This is a genomic window from Saprospiraceae bacterium (assembly GCA_026129545.1).
Classification (GTDB): Bacteria; Bacteroidota; Bacteroidia; order Chitinophagales; family Saprospiraceae; genus M3007.
Genome location: JAHCHX010000001.1, coordinates 802,140 through 820,279 on the forward strand (window position 1 = coordinate 802,140; position 18,140 = coordinate 820,279).

General features: G+C 49.6%; 17 protein-coding genes and 1 CRISPR repeat array. All 17 genes read left to right on the forward strand.

Annotated elements, in window-relative coordinates; all coding sequences use genetic code 11:
* The first annotated feature begins 69 nt into the window (after positions 1–69).
* The 17 genes from trxB to KIS77_02925 all read left to right on the forward strand — a co-directional run bounded on the left by trxB (position 70) and on the right by KIS77_02925 (position 18,139).
* Positions 70–999 carry a thioredoxin-disulfide reductase gene (gene trxB, locus KIS77_02845; protein MCW5921253.1) on the forward strand — a complete coding sequence of 310 codons (930 nt, stop codon included), beginning with the start codon at positions 70–72 and terminating at the stop codon, positions 997–999.
* A 444-nt stretch (positions 1,000–1,443) separates the two neighbouring features.
* Positions 1,444–2,463 carry a CRISPR-associated endonuclease Cas1 gene (cas1, locus tag KIS77_02850; GenBank protein MCW5921254.1) on the forward strand — a complete coding sequence of 340 codons (1,020 nt, stop codon included), beginning with the start codon at positions 1,444–1,446 and terminating at the stop codon, positions 2,461–2,463.
* A 579-nt stretch (positions 2,464–3,042) separates the two neighbouring features.
* Positions 3,043–3,729, forward strand: a complete 687-nt coding sequence (locus KIS77_02855; GenBank protein MCW5921255.1) for a hypothetical protein — start codon at positions 3,043–3,045, stop codon at positions 3,727–3,729.
* Positions 3,644–3,949: a CRISPR-associated endonuclease Cas2 gene (gene cas2 / locus KIS77_02860; protein MCW5921256.1), complete on the forward strand. Its 306-nt coding sequence runs from the start codon at positions 3,644–3,646 to the stop codon at positions 3,947–3,949. The genes KIS77_02855 and cas2 overlap by 86 nt, the downstream gene beginning before the upstream one ends.
* A 61-nt stretch (positions 3,950–4,010) precedes the next feature.
* Positions 4,011–7,761: direct repeats of the CRISPR family, unit length 36 nt; unit sequence CTCTAAAAGCATATTCGAGCAAGGAAGAATTGCGAC.
* A 337-nt stretch (positions 7,762–8,098) separates the two neighbouring features.
* Entirely contained in the window at positions 8,099–8,776 is a 678-nt protein-coding gene (locus KIS77_02865; GenBank protein ID MCW5921257.1) for a hypothetical protein, read from the forward strand.
* 103 nt (positions 8,777–8,879) lie between these two features.
* On the forward strand, positions 8,880–9,416 hold the full coding sequence (locus KIS77_02870; GenBank protein ID MCW5921258.1) for a plasmid pRiA4b ORF-3 family protein: 537 nt from the start codon (positions 8,880–8,882) through the stop codon (positions 9,414–9,416).
* Positions 9,417–9,542: 126 nt separating this feature from the next.
* Entirely contained in the window at positions 9,543–9,695 is a 153-nt protein-coding gene (locus KIS77_02875) for a hypothetical protein (protein ID MCW5921259.1), read from the forward strand.
* A 16-nt stretch (positions 9,696–9,711) separates the two neighbouring features.
* Entirely contained in the window at positions 9,712–10,539 is an 828-nt protein-coding gene (locus KIS77_02880; GenBank protein ID MCW5921260.1) for a hypothetical protein, read from the forward strand.
* Positions 10,539–11,414 (forward strand): type III-B CRISPR module RAMP protein Cmr1, encoded by an 876-nt coding sequence (gene cmr1 / locus KIS77_02885; GenBank protein ID MCW5921261.1) that lies wholly within the window; start codon positions 10,539–10,541, stop codon positions 11,412–11,414. Before KIS77_02880 ends, cmr1 begins: the two co-directional genes overlap by 1 nt.
* A 34-nt stretch (positions 11,415–11,448) precedes the next feature.
* A complete protein-coding gene (locus KIS77_02890) occupies positions 11,449–12,162 on the forward strand; it encodes an IS1 family transposase (GenBank protein MCW5921262.1) in 714 nt (237 codons plus the stop codon).
* On the forward strand, positions 12,149–12,457 hold the full coding sequence (locus tag KIS77_02895) for a hypothetical protein (GenBank protein ID MCW5921263.1): 309 nt from the start codon (positions 12,149–12,151) through the stop codon (positions 12,455–12,457). The genes KIS77_02890 and KIS77_02895 overlap by 14 nt, the downstream gene beginning before the upstream one ends.
* The gene (gene cas10, locus KIS77_02900; protein MCW5921264.1) at positions 12,454–14,313 is read left to right on the forward strand and encodes a type III-B CRISPR-associated protein Cas10/Cmr2; all 1,860 of its coding nucleotides are present in this window, start codon (positions 12,454–12,456) and stop codon (positions 14,311–14,313) included. The genes KIS77_02895 and cas10 overlap by 4 nt, the downstream gene beginning before the upstream one ends.
* A complete protein-coding gene (gene cmr3, locus KIS77_02905; GenBank protein MCW5921265.1) occupies positions 14,297–15,373 on the forward strand; it encodes a type III-B CRISPR module-associated protein Cmr3 in 1,077 nt (358 codons plus the stop codon). Before cas10 ends, cmr3 begins: the two co-directional genes overlap by 17 nt.
* Complete coding sequence (cmr4, locus tag KIS77_02910; GenBank protein ID MCW5921266.1) at positions 15,373–16,287, forward strand: type III-B CRISPR module RAMP protein Cmr4; 915 nt, start codon at positions 15,373–15,375, stop codon at positions 16,285–16,287. The genes cmr3 and cmr4 overlap by 1 nt, the downstream gene beginning before the upstream one ends.
* The gene (gene cmr5, locus KIS77_02915; protein ID MCW5921267.1) at positions 16,265–16,723 is read left to right on the forward strand and encodes a type III-B CRISPR module-associated protein Cmr5; all 459 of its coding nucleotides are present in this window, start codon (positions 16,265–16,267) and stop codon (positions 16,721–16,723) included. Before cmr4 ends, cmr5 begins: the two co-directional genes overlap by 23 nt.
* The gene (gene cmr6, locus KIS77_02920; GenBank protein MCW5921268.1) at positions 16,704–17,741 is read left to right on the forward strand and encodes a type III-B CRISPR module RAMP protein Cmr6; all 1,038 of its coding nucleotides are present in this window, start codon (positions 16,704–16,706) and stop codon (positions 17,739–17,741) included. The genes cmr5 and cmr6 overlap by 20 nt, the downstream gene beginning before the upstream one ends.
* Positions 17,738–18,139: a hypothetical protein gene (locus tag KIS77_02925; GenBank protein MCW5921269.1), complete on the forward strand. Its 402-nt coding sequence runs from the start codon at positions 17,738–17,740 to the stop codon at positions 18,137–18,139. The genes cmr6 and KIS77_02925 overlap by 4 nt, the downstream gene beginning before the upstream one ends.
* The last annotated feature ends 1 nt before the right edge of the window (position 18,140 follow it).

An 18,140-nucleotide genomic window follows, 5' to 3' on the forward strand; every position in this document is an offset into this window, starting at 1 on the left:
CCCTCTACTCTTCAAAATTTCAAACTTTCCATCCTGCGGGCGGTTTGGCTTGCTATTTTTGCGCCCAATATGGAAAAAGTAAAATGCCTCATCATCGGCTCCGGCCCTGCCGGATACACTGCCGCGATATATGCCGCCCGTGCCGGCCTCGACCCATTGATGTACACCGGCCCCCAGCCCGGTGGTCAGCTCATGATTACGAACGACGTGGAAAACTACCCCGGCTACCCCGATGGCCGCATGGGGCCTGAAATGATGGACGACTTCAAGCGTCAGGCCGAGCGTTTCGACACGGTGATTCGGCAAGAAATGATAACAAAGGTGGATTTCACCGGGCCAGTACACAAGGCTTGGTCGGAAAGCGGCCACGAATTACACGCCCACACGGTCATCATCGCCACGGGAGCCAGCGCCAAATGGCTCGGAATACCCGGCGAGGAGCGCCTGCAAAACCTCGGCGTGTCGGCCTGCGCCGTGTGCGACGGGTTTTTCTTCCGCAAGCAAGACGTGGCCATCGTAGGCGGCGGCGACACCGCTGCCGAAGAAGCCACCTACCTCGCCAAAATCTGCAACACCGTGCACCTGCTCGTGCGCCGCGACGAGATGCGTGCCTCCAAAATCATGCAGGAGCGCGTGCTCAACACCCCCAACATCGTCGTTCATTGGAACACCTCGCCCGAAGAGGTGCTCGGCGACGACGGCGTGACGGGTGTGCGCCTCCTCAACAACAAAACAGGCGAACGAACGGTGCTCAACGTGACGGGCTTCTTTGTCGCCATCGGCCACAAGCCCAACACCGACATCTTTGCCGACTGGCTCGACCGCGACGAGAGCGGCTACCTCATCGCCACACCGGGCCGCACCCTCACCAAAGTGCCGGGCGTGTTCGTCAGCGGCGACGCGCAGGACAAAATCTATCGGCAAGCCGTGACAGCGGCAGGCACGGGCTGCATGGCGGCGCTCGATGCGGAAAGATATTTGGTGGAGAAAGGAATCTGACGATTTACGATTTACGATTTGCGATTTACGATTTACGATTTACGATTTGCGATTTGGGATTTGCGATTTATGCGAATCAAGGGTTAGAAGATTGACTTCATTTTAAGCGGCTTACGTTTACGAAACTTTCAAAAGTTTCGTAAACGTAAGCCGCTTAAAAATTTGATTTTCAACACTTTGTATTTTTCAACCCTTGATTCGCACGATTTACGATTTGCGCGAATCAAGGGTTGAAAAAGCCCCGTCTTCGGCAGGCGGCTATCTTTTCATGTCATGTAACTGCTTAGGCTGCCACAGATTCGCACAAATTTTCACGGAGGAACGGTAGAAATATCAAACCCGCAAAGAAAATCAGGGTAAATCTGTGGAATCTGTGGCGATAAACACACGCTGGTAAGTAGTCGTTTCGGCGTAGGCTCGTTTTTTGCGGGGCGCTGGCGAGCCATGCAACTTTACCTTGATTCCTTTGGTGCTTACCTGTATGTGCGCAACGGAATGTTGGGCGTGCGTACCCGCGCGGGCGGCGAGCGCCTGTTTGCCCTGCGCGACGTGAGCGCCGTGTTGCTCACCAAAGGCACGGCGCTGAGCAGCGATGCCGCGCTCCTGGCCGCCGAACACGATATCCCGCTGTTGCTGATAGACGCGCAAACGCACCGCCCACTGGCTCAGTTGGGCACCGGACTGCCTGGCAACATCGCCACCGTGCGCAAAAACCAACCCCTTTTCAGCCGCGCCCCTGAAGGATTTCAATGGGTGGCCTCGGTGATTGCCCAAAAGGTGGTCCGCCAGCGCGCCCTGCTCCAAACGCTCGCCGAATGGCCCGACGCTCCCCATGCCTACACATCCGACCTGCGGGTCACCGACCGCATCATGGCAGCCGCCGAAAAAAACTTCGTGGCTTGGACACCGCCCCCCACATGGGATGCCGAGACCGCCGCCGCACAAGCCGAAAAATTCAGGGGACAAGAGGGCACCGCCTCACGGGTCTATTTCCAACAACTCGCTCGACTGCTCGAAGGACGCATGGACTTCGCCAGCCGCCAAAAAAGACCTGCCTACGACCCTTTCAACACCGTGCTCAACTACCTCTACGGCATGCTCTACACCTCGGTGCACCTCTCCCAACTCAAAAGCGGCCTCGACCCCTACCTCGGCATCCTGCACGCCGACCGCCATGGCGACGCGCCCACACTGGTGTTCGATGCCATCGAACCCTATCGCCCCTGGGCCGACGAGGTGGCCGTGCGCCTGGCTTGGAGCGGCAATCTCGCTGAAGATTGCTTCGAACCCGACCTCCACGAACGCGGGCTTTGGCTCGCCAGCGCGGGCAAGGACTTGGTGATAGATGCCATGCTCCAATTCATGGAAACCTCCCTGCCGCACGCTGGGCGACAAGTGCGCCGCAAAGTGCTGCTCGACCTCGATATGCAGCAACTAGCCCTGCGCGTCAAAGCCTTTGCGTGATTTGGCCGTGTTTTTGTTCGGGCTAAAGGGCTTGCCCGGCCAAGCGAAGCGGACGGGGTAGAGGGAGAAGGTTCGGAAAGTTGCGTCAAGCCTTCCCGGATGTCTTCTTTTTGAGACAAATCCAGTGCTTGAAATAGGGCAAATTGTTGAAGACCCAAACCCTGTGCCCTCCGTGTCTCTGTGTTTTTTTGTTGACAGTGCTTAAAAGAGGGCAAATCGTTGAAGACCCAAACCCTGTGCCCACCGTGTCTCTGTGTTTTTTTGTTGACAGTGCTTAAAAGAGGGCAAATCGTTGAAGACCCAAACCCTGTGCCCTCCGTGTCTCTGTGTTTTTTTGTTGACAGTGCTTAAAAGAGGGCAAATTGTTGAAGACCCAAACCCTGTGCCCTCCGTGTCTCTGTGTTTTTTTGTTGACACCATTTCCCTGTTCACGGTGTCATCCTGCACTGCCCGGCACGGCAGATTGGTATCGAAATCGTGAACTTGTTTTTTAGCGATACTTATTACATTTTATCTACTTCTTAAAAACTTAGCGCATCCACCCCCGCCCCCCACTCCCGCTCTACTTCTTCCATTCTGATGAAAAACATATTTCTTCATACGACCGTCCTCTACTTGTGGCTGCTGCCAGCCACTGCCCTTGCTCAAGATCCCGACATAGAGGCCAATGAGCAAGCCCGCATCGAGGAGATATTTCGCACCAGCGAGCAAGCAGGCGAAACCCCCACCAACCACCGCCAGCGCCAGCACAAGAACAAGCGCGTCAGCGTGCCAAAAGGCGCGTTTCGCATCGGGTGCGTCTGCATGGACGACACCCACAGCGACACTCGCAGCACAGGCGCTTGCAGCGGGCACGGCGGCGTGCGCTTCTGGGTGTATCGCACCCGCGAGGGCGACACCGTGCACATACTCACCGCCCGACACGAGCTGCACCCCCACCCGCTGAGCGCCGAGGAAATGAGCGAGCTCAGCCGAAAACGCGCTGCTCGCACCCAAAACCTGCCCACCGTGGCCCCCGTGCCATATTCAGCCCCGGTGGTGGTGATACCGCCCCAAGTGGAGCCAACCGGTGGATTTGGCTGGAGCGATGCCGCCACTCTATCCATTGCAGGGGCGGCTGCATTCTTCATCGTGCGCATGATATTGCGCTGGGTCAACAACAACGAGAAACTCGTCCGATATGCACTTCGTCATTTGCTACGACATCGAAAACGACCGCCTCCGCGCTCGAACCGCAAAAATCCTCGAAAGACACGGCTGCCATAGGGTGCAGCGCTCGGTGTTTGTGGCACCTTATTTGGAGCGCAAGCACCTTGTGCGCCTGCGCGGTGCCTTGAAGCAATGTTATGCCCGACAACCCCTGTCGCCCGACGACAGCCTGCTCTTGGTGCCACTGCGCGAGGAATATGTGGCCGACATAGAGGTGCTGGGGGTTAACAATATAATTACGGCCCTGGCTGAAAAGCCTTTGAAAATAATGCTGTGAAACACTTGGCGAAGCGGGAAGGAGTTGACTACCTTCGCAGTACGCATAAGCCGTATTACGGCTCTAAAAGCATATTCGAGCAAGGAAGAATTGCGACTTTCGGCGGAGAATTTTTTGAGGTTTTTGATGATGCCTCTAAAAGCATATTCGAGCAAGGAAGAATTGCGACGATTTGATAATCTGTTTGAACAAAATGAGAACCTTCACTCTAAAAGCATATTCGAGCAAGGAAGAATTGCGACTCAGGAAACGTCTATCCTGTAGAAAATGCAATTACTCTAAAAGCATATTCGAGCAAGGAAGAATTGCGACATTATTAACTGAATATGTGTAGGTTATCTGACATTCTCTAAAAGCATATTCGAGCAAGGAAGAATTGCGACAAAATTCTCATAATAATTATGAAAATTAAAGTGGTCTCTAAAAGCATATTCGAGCAAGGAAGAATTGCGACCCTTCCGAAAGGAAAATTGAGGGGAAACCCTGTGTAACTCTAAAAGCATATTCGAGCAAGGAAGAATTGCGACCCCTGTAATTCAGGTCGGAGAAGTCAAAAGAGGCTCCTCTAAAAGCATATTCGAGCAAGGAAGAATTGCGACAGTCAGGGTCAATTTGGCCAGATAATCTGGTCGACTCTAAAAGCATATTCGAGCAAGGAAGAATTGCGACAATGGTATAATTTCCGGCCTTATTCGTCGGCAGGTCCTCTAAAAGCATATTCGAGCAAGGAAGAATTGCGACTGTAGGGAATAATCGTGACCCCTGTTTCATTTTTCCTCTAAAAGCATATTCGAGCAAGGAAGAATTGCGACTCCGCGCCCGGAAACTGGCTGCTAACCGCGCCTGTCTCTAAAAGCATATTCGAGCAAGGAAGAATTGCGACCCCAAGACTTTTGCCAGCGACCTTTTGCCCAGCTATCTCTAAAAGCATATTCGAGCAAGGAAGAATTGCGACTCTTTTCTGAAAAAATGTGGTTTTAGATTCATCATCTCTCTAAAAGCATATTCGAGCAAGGAAGAATTGCGACAGTTGGCTATTAGCTCTTCGTAGAAGAAGAAACTCTCTAAAAGCATATTCGAGCAAGGAAGAATTGCGACTGTATTCGTGCCGTTCGTGAGTTTCCCCCAGATTACTCTAAAAGCATATTCGAGCAAGGAAGAATTGCGACAATAAAGACCTGTGACCAATAGTAAATTTCTGCCTCTCTAAAAGCATATTCGAGCAAGGAAGAATTGCGACTTCTCCGCTGTCACTAATACTAGTTTCTAGTACGTCTCTAAAAGCATATTCGAGCAAGGAAGAATTGCGACCCTACTTCTAGATTCGCGGCAGTCTGCTTAGGATTTCTCTAAAAGCATATTCGAGCAAGGAAGAATTGCGACTCGAAAGCAACTAACGGAGGGGCTCAACGGGCTACTCTCTAAAAGCATATTCGAGCAAGGAAGAATTGCGACTTCTTGGTTCATTGTTGGCATAACTGTGGGTTGCTCTAAAAGCATATTCGAGCAAGGAAGAATTGCGACTGCTCATTAGGATTTTAGTGAGAGATTCTAACATCTTCTCTAAAAGCATATTCGAGCAAGGAAGAATTGCGACTGGAAAAATTTTACATGCCTCAACTTGATGAATGCTCTAAAAGCATATTCGAGCAAGGAAGAATTGCGACGCTACCGAGGCTGAATAGAACAGCAAACCAACCATCCTCTAAAAGCATATTCGAGCAAGGAAGAATTGCGACTATGGTAACATGTGTAGACGCAAATTAGCATTGACTCTAAAAGCATATTCGAGCAAGGAAGAATTGCGACGATCTCCAATGATCTCACATACAGTATTAGATGGATCTCTAAAAGCATATTCGAGCAAGGAAGAATTGCGACTTTTAAGTGCAATCCCACTGGGAAAGTAGTTGCCCCTCTAAAAGCATATTCGAGCAAGGAAGAATTGCGACTCTTTTACGAAGATAGAGCACTTTTTAAAGATTACTCTAAAAGCATATTCGAGCAAGGAAGAATTGCGACCTCCAACGAGGAAAGATACAAAATGCTCTTATAGTACTCTAAAAGCATATTCGAGCAAGGAAGAATTGCGACGTTTTAAGTGCAATCCCACCGAAGAGAACGTGGTTCTCTAAAAGCATATTCGAGCAAGGAAGAATTGCGACTTCTTTCAGGAACGCTACTAACTCTTCAAAGTAGAGCTCTAAAAGCATATTCGAGCAAGGAAGAATTGCGACTGCCGCGATGTACACTCAGGGATGATACTCGGCTGCTCTAAAAGCATATTCGAGCAAGGAAGAATTGCGACGTGTTCATTGATTAAGGAGCCCCCACTCCTTAATCTCTCTAAAAGCATATTCGAGCAAGGAAGAATTGCGACCTATGGCAGAGGAGAGAACGGCACTGTAATCGTCATCCTCTAAAAGCATATTCGAGCAAGGAAGAATTGCGACTCCCCGCGGCCATTAAAGAGGCCGCGAAAGCCAATGGCTCTAAAAGCATATTCGAGCAAGGAAGAATTGCGACTGTTCATTTATCAAGGAGCTCCAACCCCTTGACTTCTCTAAAAGCATATTCGAGCAAGGAAGAATTGCGACCACTAAACTTGTATTGTGCTGCTGCGTCGTACTCACTCTAAAAGCATATTCGAGCAAGGAAGAATTGCGACCTTTGACATCTCTTTCACCAATGCTAAATTTAGATACTCTAAAAGCATATTCGAGCAAGGAAGAATTGCGACAGTTCTTAGGTAATAACTCTAAGTACTTCTTATCTCTCTAAAAGCATATTCGAGCAAGGAAGAATTGCGACGGGCCAAATTTGTATTCGTGCCGCTCGTAGTTTTCCTCTAAAAGCATATTCGAGCAAGGAAGAATTGCGACTTTAAAGCTCTTTCTGTGCTAGTATTATTTGGTATCCTCTAAAAGCATATTCGAGCAAGGAAGAATTGCGACGGTTTTCTGACCAAAGGTTGGCAATGTATCACCCATCTCTAAAAGCATATTCGAGCAAGGAAGAATTGCGACATGACGGAATACAGTAAAGTCCGAACATAGATAGCTCTAAAAGCATATTCGAGCAAGGAAGAATTGCGACTCCATCAATATCTACAATGATACAATTTTTTTTGTCCTCTAAAAGCATATTCGAGCAAGGAAGAATTGCGACCTTTGCTTATCTTTTTCATACTCTTTTATATTTTTTCTCTAAAAGCATATTCGAGCAAGGAAGAATTGCGACCCTTGAGAGAAAGAACCGTTATTTTTATATTTCAAGCCTCTAAAAGCATATTCGAGCAAGGAAGAATTGCGACGTTGGATTTGGTAATTCTGACGAAAATTCTTTTGAACTCTAAAAGCATATTCGAGCAAGGAAGAATTGCGACCCTTTACTATTTCGGCGATGTCATATTCAATTTGTTCTCTAAAAGCATATTCGAGCAAGGAAGAATTGCGACTGCCTTTGTCCTTGATGAGCGGTGATTTCTGAATGACTCTAAAAGCATATTCGAGCAAGGAAGAATTGCGACGGTTGAAGAAAGAATACATCTTGGACGTGGATGACTCTAAAAGCATATTCGAGCAAGGAAGAATTGCGACCTACCATCTGCTTGATGGTAGCGAGCATGTTCTCAGTCTCTAAAAGCATATTCGAGCAAGGAAGAATTGCGACGTGACTACATTTGTGCATATGATTATCCGTCACCTCTAAAAGCATATTCGAGCAAGGAAGAATTGCGACGTTTTCCCCAATTTTCCAAAGAAGATTGCCGCTGTCTCTAAAAGCATATTCGAGCAAGGAAGAATTGCGACGACCCTTATGAAATCCTCCCCACCCCACACACTCACCCGTCGCGCCACTCACCCAATACCCCACAGCAAGGAAGTGCTTTCCGCCGCGACGACTGCCTCCCCTTCCACGCCCCCCCCCAGCCAGCGAACACTCAAGCCCCATTTTTGCCACCTACCTGACATCCGGTACTTTTTTTCGACAAATGGCTTGCGCTTTTTCGCACAAAACACCTTACTTGCAGCGCGTTTGAAAACCGAGCCGCCCCTCCCGACCATACCCGCTCCCAGCGACCAACGCACCATCGAAACTGTTTTTGCAAACAATCCAATCCACGCACGCCAGATGAGGAAACTTCGCATCTTATCCGTTTCCTTCGACACGCACCTCCAACCTTGGGAACTCCCGCACTTCCGCGGCGCGGTCGCTCGAAAAGTAGGCCTCGAACACGACTGGTTTCACAACCACAACAACGACACAGGCTCCTACCACCAGCGTTATCCCCTCATTCAGTACAAGTTGGACACCCACAAAGGGCAAATCCGCCCCATGCTACTCTGTCTCGAACAAGGCATCGAGGAGGCACACCACTTCTTCAGTCAACCCGACTGGAGCCTGCGCGTCGGCGAGCAGCGACACGACATGCGCATCGCCCAACTCAACGTGAACCAATACACCCTCCACGTGCAAGAGCCCCCCTCACGCTACCGCCTCCACAAATGGAGGGCCTTCAACCCCGAAAACTACGAGCACTACCGCACCCTCACGGGCATCGCCGAGCAGTTCGCCTTCCTCGAGCGCCTGCTGGCCACCCACATTATCGCCTTCGCCGCAGGCGTGGGCTGGGAGGCCGCGCCGCGCTTCGAGGTGAAAATCACCGACTTGCTCAAAAAAGAATGGATAGAGCACAAAGGCATCAAAATGCTGGCCTTCACCCTCGAGTTCGAGGCCAACATATCGCTGCCCGAATACATCGGGCTGGGCAAAGGCGCGGCGCTAGGCTTCGGAGTGGTGCGGCCGCAAAAAAATAGACATTGAACATTTCAAAAAATTCTAAATCCCTAATCGTAAATCGTAAATCGTAAATCGTAAATTCTAAATCCCCAATTCTAAATCCTAAATTTTCAACCAACACCATAACATGAAAATCTACCAACTCAAAATCACGCTCAAGCACATCAAGCCGCCCATCTGGCGCTGCGTCGAGGTGCCTGCCGACATCGGCCTGAAAGACCTTTGCGACACGCTCATTGATGTGATGGGCTGGGACGGCTACCACCTGATGAGTCTCAATATCGGCGGAGAGGAGTTTTTCGGCGACAAAGAAAGCGCCGATGAAATGGGTGGCCGCGTGATGGGCAAAACCAAACTCAACAAACTCATCACCGCGCCCAAGCAAAAATTCCTGCTCGAATACGACTTCGGCGACGGCTGGGAACACGATATCGTTTTGGAAAAAATACTCGACCCCGAACCCGGTGCCTCCTATCCGCGCTGCACCGCCGGCAAACGCGCCTGTCCGCCCGAGGACTGCGGCGGGCCGTGGGGATACGAGCACCTTTTGGCCGTGCTGAACAACCCCAAAAACCCGGAACATGAGAGCATGCTGGAATGGGTCGGAGGGGAGTTTGATGTGGAGGGGTTTAGCGTGGAGGAGGTGAATGGGAGGTTGGGGTGACGAAAATTGTACATTGGTCATTGAACATTGTACATTGAACATTAATGACTTGGAAATTTTTAAATTTTTGAAATGTACAATGTGCAATGGCCAATTTTCAATGTACAATTGACGCCAGATCTAAATATGGAACACGCTGAACGAAAATACGATCTCGAAGACCGACTCGTGGAGTTCGCGGGGATGGTGATTGAGGTGGTGGAAAAACTGCCGAAGTCACTTGCAGCCAAACACCTCGGCCATTCCTTAACAACAGAACACTCAAAAAGAATGGGTTGAACAAAAACAAAATCGAATGACCTATCAAGTTCACATCAAGCCAATTTACTGGTTTCTTCTTGCAATTCTTCTTGTTCTAGGAGTTTGGAGTTATTCCGTTTGGGCAAGCTATGGGTACCTGCCCAGCACAGTCGCGAAACTGAAAAACGAGGTCGAATTGCTAAAAGCACCAGCGGACTCCGCCAAGTCAAGTACTACGCTTGATATGCAGAAATTGGAACTCAAAATTGACCGGGTAGAAACAAGCATCCGCAACGATTTTGTCCTCATCCAAAAACTCGGCATCCCGCTGACGGTGATCGCCTTCGTCCTGATGTTTTGGTCGGTCTATAAATCTGCGCTTGGCTTTGCGCTGGAAAGAGCAAAAGAAACGGTTGACCGCTACTATCTGCCGGACGAAGAAAGGTTCAAGCGCGAGAAAAAACTGCTCGTGCTGACAAAAGAAGGTAGCGATTCCGGATTTATCCGACAGATGTTGAAAGACACGGGGTTTCTGGCCGCAGCAACTATCCCTGATAATGTGAAAAGACTTGACGAAGACACGCTATATAACCTTTTGGATGGGGGAAATTATGACCTGATTTTTTTCAATAATGAGGTTGCATCCGATGCGCCAAAAGAGACTCCAAATCCTTTTTCTGATGATGAATTGCTATTATGCTTGGACAGAACATCATCAGGCACGATGATTTTTCATTTCGGAAGGCCTAATCTTTCACAAACACCAATGGCGAATAGACGGGTTGCCTCTGCTGGCTTCAAATCCCAAATCTACGGTAACCTCATCAATGCCCTGAAATACCAACAATATCTGCGCAAACCATCCACCACAAAACAGGCATAATGCCCTCACTCATTTGGAATATGGAGACTATTACGTTTAACTGCCGCTTTATCACCCCCGCCTTCCTCGGTGGCGCCGACCCTAAAGGCACGCCGGAACTTCGTGCGCCTTCGATTAAGGGAGCGTTGCGGTTTTGGTGGCGGGCGATGAATGGTTATTTAGTCAAGAAAGAAAATGGTAACCCAACTTATCAATATTTGCTGAAAGAAGATGAAGATATCTTTGGAGGAATTTATCAAGTAATGCAAAAGAGCCCAATTATTGTCAGGGTCGTAGAAAAAAATATGCGCTATACAAAAGGAGGAGATATTTTCCGAGGCGGCCAAATAGAAGGGATTGAATACCTATTCTATTCGTTGAAGCACCATAAAAGGGATGACTTGGGGTTCGATACAGAAAGTAAATTTGACATCATTTTTTCGTGTCGGGAGGAAAACCGGGATATTCTACTAAAAGCCCTTGCATCATTTTGGTTGCTGGTTAACCTTGGCAGTTTAGGTACGCGAGCGAGGCGTTGCGCTGGCGCATTTTGCATTGATTCTATCGAAGACAAAATGGGGATTTTACAAGATAGAATATCTTTTTTTACAGAGACCGACGAAACAACTATTGATTTTTTGAAAGCTAACTTCAAGAAAATTTCCGAATTGATTGGCTCGAAAAAACCAGTTTTATTCAAAAAATATAGTTTATTGAATCAGACCTCCCCCGCATATTTAAGCAATCAAACCTTTTCCACATGGCAAGATGCAGTCAATTCAATCGGAGGAGAGCTCCGGTCCACAAGAAAAGGGAAAACAAGCCGTATAAAATCTGAACGAACTTTTACGATAGAAACATTAGATAAGAAAGCGGCCTTTGGTATTCCAGGGTAGTGGAAATATTTAACTGACAATGTAATTTTGCGCCATGATAACGGAAGTTCGTCGTTGCCACCGCTGTGAAAGCAGCAACATCGTCAAAAACGGGAAAAACCGCTCCGGCACCCAAACCTACAAGTGCAAAGATTGTGGTTGCTGCCGGGTATTGGACAGCAAGCAACCCAGCAGGAACATGGACCCCGAACTGGTGGAGCGTGCCTACCAAGAGCGGCAAAGCCTTCGAGGCACGGGGCGCTTGTTGAATGTCTCGCATCGGACGGTACTCAATTGGTTAAAAAAAAAAGCCCGGCAACTCCCCCCATTCAAAACCACCATTGAGGAAGGACAAGCCGACGACCAGTTAGAGGCGGACGAAATGTTCACTTACATCGCCGTGAAAATCAATCAAGTACGGGTCTGGATTGTCCAGTGCTGTAGAACTAGGCAGATACTTTCCTTTTTCATTGGCGATGGCTCGATGGACTCCTGCAAGCGCCTTTGGCGAAAACTACCCTACGAGTACCAAAAATGCTTGAGTTTCAGCGATTTTTGGACGGCGTACCAATGCTTGCCCAACGAAACACACTACATGGTCGGCAAGGAGACCGGTCTGACAAACCATGTTGAAAGGCTGAACAACACCTTGCGCCAGCGTATCAGCCGATTCGTCCGAAAAACCCTCTCCTTCTCCAAAAAGGAGTATATGCTCAATCTGCACTTCAAACTATTCGCATACCACTACAACTTAAATGTCATCAGTTAAATATTTCCACTACCGTATTCCAGTAGGTGTTTTTAGTGACAATCCAGTAACTTTCAAAGAGAATGAACGGCGCGCAAGTCCGATCTACCTATCTGTGATTTTTAATAAAAATAATAGCAAATTCCACTGGGTTGTCACTCACCTGGAAGGTGAGTTTATGCCAGACAATGACACGATTGTCTTTACCAGTAAAAATAGAAATGTTCGAAATAAAGATCATTCTTGGTCTAAAGAAGATGACAGCCTTATAAAATCTTTCATGCAAAAAATCAAAAGCAAAGCCCAGCAGATATGACCCACCTCTTCCTCTTCACCATCGGCCCAGTCCAATCCTTCATCGCGCAAGCGCGGAAGGTGCACGACCTGTACAGTGGCAGCCGGATATTGTCGGAGTTGTGCAAGGTCGCTGCTGACCATTTTGAAAAGAAGCACGGCGGCGAAGTCATTTTCCCTGACATCAGCAGCGACGCTATTCCCAACCGGTTTCTTGGGAAAATCACCGCTGCTGATGACTTGGCATCCATAGGCAAATCGGTTGCCGATGCGGTTCAGGACTATTGGAGAATGCAATTTGACGAACCTCAAAAAGGAGTTGAATTTTCGCTTGCTGAGTTACTTGACCCTACGACTTATCACGAAGCCAAACGCCAAATCGAGCAGCACCTCGACATTCAGTGGCTTTTCCAGCCGCTTGCAGACGAAACCGACGCGACCTACCGCAGGGCTTACGACGAATTGAACAAAAACCTCAATGCAGTCAAAAACACCCGGCCATTCTTCACACCCAATGAGAAGGGAAGGAAATGCAGTCTTGATGGCGAGCGGAATGTGATTTTCTACAGATTGGCCAACGGGCAAGTTATTAGACAACAAGACAAGGCACCGCTCTACTCCGTTTCAAATGTGACAATCGGCTATAACGACCTAAGCCAGTTGAAACTTCGCCACTTACAGCCCGGCGAGGGTTTGAGTGCAGTCAGTATGCTAAAAAGGTTTCAGGAGTTTGAGGCAGGCGACTTCCCGGACACGGCAGAGTTTGCCCTTGCTGACACTATGCACGAGGTAGGCTCAACCAGCCTTTCAAGCATGACAAAGATTTTTGGCCACAGCCATCCTAAACACCTGAACTGGCAACTGTTATTTGAAGAAAATCTGAACGAGCGATATTTTGAGAAGCAGGGATTATCCGCCCAAAAACTGCAAGATGCGAAAGATATTCAAAAAGCATTGGCTGATAAAGCCAAAGAGCATGGCCGCAAACTCGAAAAATACTACGCCCTCGTCGTTTTCGACGGCGACCACATGGGCGAATGGTGGAAAGGCACGCACCTGAAACACGGTGTGCATCTGGAGACATTCCACAAAACCCTGACGGGAAAGTTGGCCGATTTCGCCAAAGCAGTGCGGGCCGAATACCCCAAAGGTGACCATCGGGGCTGGGTCATTTACGCCGGCGGCGACGATTTCCTCGGCTTTTTCAATTTGCACCACTTGACAGGGGCGTTGGACTTTCTGCGCGATACCTACCAACAGACCGTTCACGAACAACTTTCAGCGCATATCGAAGGTGAGCACAAACTGACCTTTTCCGCTGGGGTTTGCATCGCGCATTACAAGGAGCCGCTTTCGCTGGTGCTCGCACAAGCACGCGAAATGGAAAAAGATGCCAAAAACTTGCGGGATAAAAAAGACGCAATCGGCATTGGGGTCATACCCGGCAGCGGACAAACTGCCGAGGTCGTGCTGCCGTTTGAGGATTTCCCTAACCTTGGCAAAGTCATTGCCGCTTTGCAAACGCCGGACTTCTCCAATGCTTTTGTCAGCAAAGCCAGGGCAGAATTGACAGCCTTTGCGGATGACGACGGCAAACTAAAGGAAAAGCTCTTGCCAACTGCGCACAGCCTGCTCGACCGTGCCGTAAGCCGCGCCTGCAACCTGACGAAAAACGAGGGCGAATCGGACGAAGAGTTTCAGAAGCGGAAAAAAGAGAAAGTCGAACCATTGCAAACCGCAGTCAAAAACTTGCTCAACGCGCATAACCAAAAACTCAGCGCCTTTTTCGACGCGCTTGACATAGCGGATTTCATCGAGCGCCAAACCCATATCTCTCCCACCAAAAACGAGCCTGCAGAACATGAAACTACAACTTGACGCCCTCGACCCGCTCTTTTTCCGGGATGGCCGACCCTTCGCGCTCGGCGAGGAGTCGTATGCCGATGGCATATTCCCGCCCCTGCCCTCGACGGTGCGCGGCGCGCTGCGTTCGATGTGGATGTCCGAGCGTCTCGGCGTGCCTGATGCCGACAAAGATGCCTTGGCCACAGCCTCTATCGGGGTGGAACTGGAGTATTTTGGCTTGGGGATTGCGGGCAAACCCGTTTTTCCCGCACCCCTTGATTTGTTCTTCCCAAAGCCCGAAAAGGGCACTCCGGCTCAGCCGATGAAATTGATAGACAAAATATCCGCCTCATCCTGCCCGCCCAAAGTGAGCCACCTTTTCAAGGCAGAAGCGGATGGGAAAACGGAACCTGTGCATGGGCACTTACTTGATTTTGAAACGATGCAGCACTATTTGAACGGCGACTCTTCGGCTCCATTTGAGACGATACGCCTGTCGGATCTGGTCAAGCGCGAGCACAAAATAGGTATCGGGCGCGATCGCGAAACCAATCGCACGAAGGAGGGGCTGCTTTTCCGCCTCGTCGCCAATCGTTTTGAGGATGAAAAACATGGGGGGCTTAGCCTCTTGGTGGAATTGAACGCGCCCGAATCGCAGCCCTTCAAACTTGCGAGCCATGCGGTGCTCCCCCTCGGCGGTGAGCGGCGCAGCGTAACAGCAAAAACTACGAGCGTTGACTTGCTCCCGAAAAGGCCGAAGATTCAAGGGGAATTGCTGAAAATTGTCTTGCTCACGCCGGCACTTTGCAACGCATGGTTTCCTGAAATTCCGGGGCTTACTTTGGTCGCAGCAGCCGTCGGGAAACCGGTTTCCGTGGGCGGCTGGGATGTGTTGGAGCAGCAACCCAAGCCCATGCGCCGCGCCATACCCGCTGGAAGTGTCTTTCTGTTTCAAGCCGAATCCGAAGCAAAGGCCAACGAAATGGCCGAACAATTGCACGGCGAATCACTCTGCAGCCCCGGCGAAGACCAAAAGAACGGCTTCGGCCTTTGCCTTGTCAGTCAACTGTTTAACACTCAACTTCCAAGATAATGTTTCAAATCGCAAAACCCATTTTTTTCATCTGCGAAACGCCCCTTCATGCGGGCGCAGGCGGAGGCATCGGCACGGAGTTGCCCATTCAGCGCGAAGCGCACACCCTTTTTCCGAAAGTAGAAGCCTCGGGCATCAAAGGGGCCTTTCGGGATGTTTTTGAGCGAAAATTTACTGGAAAGGGGCTTCACCAAGATTTAATTGCCGTTTTCGGGCACCCGACTGAAGGTGATTTGAACGCCGGCGCGCTCGGCCTGACCGATGGGCGGCTTCTGCTTTTTCCGGTGCGCAGTCGGCAGGGTGTATTCGCTTGGACAACCTGCCCGCGGGTGCTCACCCGTTTTGAGCGCGACTTGCGTGTGAGCGCGGCAAACGGTGGCGGTGAAGAAGTAAGTAATTTGGCGGATTTGGTTAATTCTGTTTCAAAAAACACGGTGCCGCAAAGCAGCATAATCACCAATGCTGGAAAGGTTTTTTTAGAGGAATACAGCATTGAAGTAACCAAAGATGCAGATGCAAATGGGGCGACAAGCAAACTCGCCGAAGCCTTGGCCAATATCCTCGGAATTCCAGAACTGCCCACACAGTTTGTGGTCATCCCGGATGAGTATTTTTCAGACTTTGTGCAACACAACACCGAAGTCCATACTCGAATTCGTATCGGGGAAGACGGCGTAGTTGAGGACGGAGCGCTTTTTTCCGAAGAGCATTTGCCTACGGCGAGTGTGCTTTATTCGTTGGCCATGGCTCACCCTGAATTCAAAAAAGATGGGCGCAACGCGGCGCAAATTCTTAACATCTTCCACAATGGCCTTCCGGGAATCGTCCAAATAGGCGGCAACGCCACGCTCGGCAAAGGCATCGTCCGTATCACCAAACCTTTTTTTGAAAATGAGCAAGCCACAAAATCTTGAAGCCAAGCGGGCTTTGAAGGCGTTCACTTTTGCTGAAATTGGGAACAAAAAGCAGAAGGACACCAAAAACAAATTCAACTATTCGGCAGCCGTTCAGGAGCTGCCTTCCATGATTCGCATGAATGGCCTGCGAGCGACTATGGCTTTTTTTTACTCAAAAAAAGGTCAGCATCTGGAGGTCTTTGAAAATGTGCGCGATTGGTTCAATGATGACGACGAGCCGACAAAGTTCATGAGGGCAAAACTTCAGGCATCGCCAGAAAACATAAAGCCTGACGGTTTTATGAAAGTCTTGTTAGAATTAACAGATGATGAGTACCGAATCGTGCAAGCCGAAACATTTACACTGGCCAATTGGATGATCCGATTTGTAAAAACCGAGAAATCAACCTCTCCTCAATCAAATTCAACGCCCGATGATACTGCGCAACCTTAAACTTGAATCGTTCGACCAGAGCCGGAATGTCATACTGGTCGAGGCCGATGGCCAGCGGAGAAAGGTCTCGGCTTCCGCAGCCGTATTGCGGAAAGCCTTCATCACCCGTGCCTGGCTCGACCGGACATTGGTCAGTTGCGCCGTAGGCAAATGCAGGCTCGAAGCGGAAGCGGAACAACGCGGCAATCAGTGGGTGGCCACCCAAGTCTGGCTTGCAATGGAAAAAAGCGTTACAAATGAATCAAAAAGTATGTTCAAAAATTTTGGGCTTGAATTGAACAAGCCTGCGTTGAATCCTCAAAAAACAGGGTCAAATTTGTTTGATATTTCAAAAATGGATGAACCCATCACTAAACTTGGGGCGCGATTTTCACCTGAAAAAAACGACCTCTGTAACTTCCGTTTCGACAATGAATTTTTAGAAAAACTCGCCGCTCGAAATCTGAAAAATGCCGCAGCAATCGCCCCAAGTGGGTTGATTCAGGTAGATTTTACTCCGGACTGGCGTATGGTCACAGGCATGGGCGAAGCATCCGTCTATAAAACGAACATGACCTTGCACCCTGTTTATGGCGTGCCCTATATCCCGGCTTCGAGCATCAAAGGCATACTGCGCCATTACCTCTCGGAGTTCGAGGAAGGCCAAAAGCACATCGAAAAGATTTTTGGAAAAAACGACGAAGAATCCAGCACCAAGAATCCCGTGCGCGGGCAGTGCATCTTCTTCGATGCCTTCCCGACCAAAGCCCCGCGCATCGAACTGGACGTGATGACGCCACACTACCCCAAATACTACGGCGAAGGCCAACCCCCGGCCGATTGGCAAAGCCCTACGCCCATCCATTTTTTGACGGTGGGGCAAGGGACGCCTTTCCGATTTCTCATCGGCTTGCCGGACAATGAATTAAAAGAAAAATTAGAAACCTGGCTCATAGAGGCTTTGACGACAAGGGGGCTTGGCGCCAAATCGGCTGTGGGTTATGGCTATTGGAAGCCATACAACGCAGAACAAGCATGACCCTCTCCCTTTCCACGGCCCGAATCCTCGTCGTCTCCCGCACCCCCGACGACAGCGCCTACATGCAGGACTTCTTCGCCCGCATCCAAGACCTGCCCACGCCGGATTTTGTGGTGGGCAAAACCGTCCCGTCCGACAAATACGACTTCATCGTGTTCGACGCGCACAGCCTGCCGCCTGCGCTAAATATCGAAGCGTTCACGAAACTTCCCGACGACATTCAGGCGCACTATTTTCTGCTCGACAACTACCTTCGCGATACTGCGAAATACATCGTGTTCTTCGGCAAGTACTACTACAACCTCAACCAAGAGCGCTGCCCCTCCGCCAACTCCAAATTCACCCTTTTCGCCCGTATCCGCGAGCTCATAGACTTCCTCAACCACTACAAATCATAGC

What these genes read in the sequence shown, in the direction of transcription:
- cmr3 (MCW5921265.1), top strand. Translation starts at nt 14,297, where the DNA reads ATGAAACTACAACTTGACGCCCTCGACCCGCTCTTTTTCCGGGATGGC.
- KIS77_02870 (MCW5921258.1), top strand. Translation starts at nt 8,880, where the DNA reads ATGAAAATCTACCAACTCAAAATCACGCTCAAGCACATCAAGCCGCCC.
- KIS77_02895 (MCW5921263.1), top strand. Translation starts at nt 12,149, where the DNA reads ATGTCATCAGTTAAATATTTCCACTACCGTATTCCAGTAGGTGTTTTT.
- cas1 (MCW5921254.1), top strand. Translation starts at nt 1,444, where the DNA reads ATGCAACTTTACCTTGATTCCTTTGGTGCTTACCTGTATGTGCGCAAC.
- cmr1 (MCW5921261.1), top strand. Translation starts at nt 10,539, where the DNA reads ATGCCCTCACTCATTTGGAATATGGAGACTATTACGTTTAACTGCCGC.
- cas2 (MCW5921256.1), top strand. Translation starts at nt 3,644, where the DNA reads ATGCACTTCGTCATTTGCTACGACATCGAAAACGACCGCCTCCGCGCT.
- KIS77_02890 (MCW5921262.1), top strand. Translation starts at nt 11,449, where the DNA reads ATGATAACGGAAGTTCGTCGTTGCCACCGCTGTGAAAGCAGCAACATC.
- KIS77_02925 (MCW5921269.1), top strand. Translation starts at nt 17,738, where the DNA reads ATGACCCTCTCCCTTTCCACGGCCCGAATCCTCGTCGTCTCCCGCACC.
- cmr4 (MCW5921266.1), top strand. Translation starts at nt 15,373, where the DNA reads ATGTTTCAAATCGCAAAACCCATTTTTTTCATCTGCGAAACGCCCCTT.
- trxB (MCW5921253.1), top strand. Translation starts at nt 70, where the DNA reads ATGGAAAAAGTAAAATGCCTCATCATCGGCTCCGGCCCTGCCGGATAC.
- cmr5 (MCW5921267.1), top strand. Translation starts at nt 16,265, where the DNA reads ATGAGCAAGCCACAAAATCTTGAAGCCAAGCGGGCTTTGAAGGCGTTC.
- cas10 (MCW5921264.1), top strand. Translation starts at nt 12,454, where the DNA reads ATGACCCACCTCTTCCTCTTCACCATCGGCCCAGTCCAATCCTTCATC.
- KIS77_02880 (MCW5921260.1), top strand. Translation starts at nt 9,712, where the DNA reads ATGACCTATCAAGTTCACATCAAGCCAATTTACTGGTTTCTTCTTGCA.
- KIS77_02875 (MCW5921259.1), top strand. Translation starts at nt 9,543, where the DNA reads ATGGAACACGCTGAACGAAAATACGATCTCGAAGACCGACTCGTGGAG.
- cmr6 (MCW5921268.1), top strand. Translation starts at nt 16,704, where the DNA reads ATGATACTGCGCAACCTTAAACTTGAATCGTTCGACCAGAGCCGGAAT.
- KIS77_02855 (MCW5921255.1), top strand. Translation starts at nt 3,043, where the DNA reads ATGAAAAACATATTTCTTCATACGACCGTCCTCTACTTGTGGCTGCTG.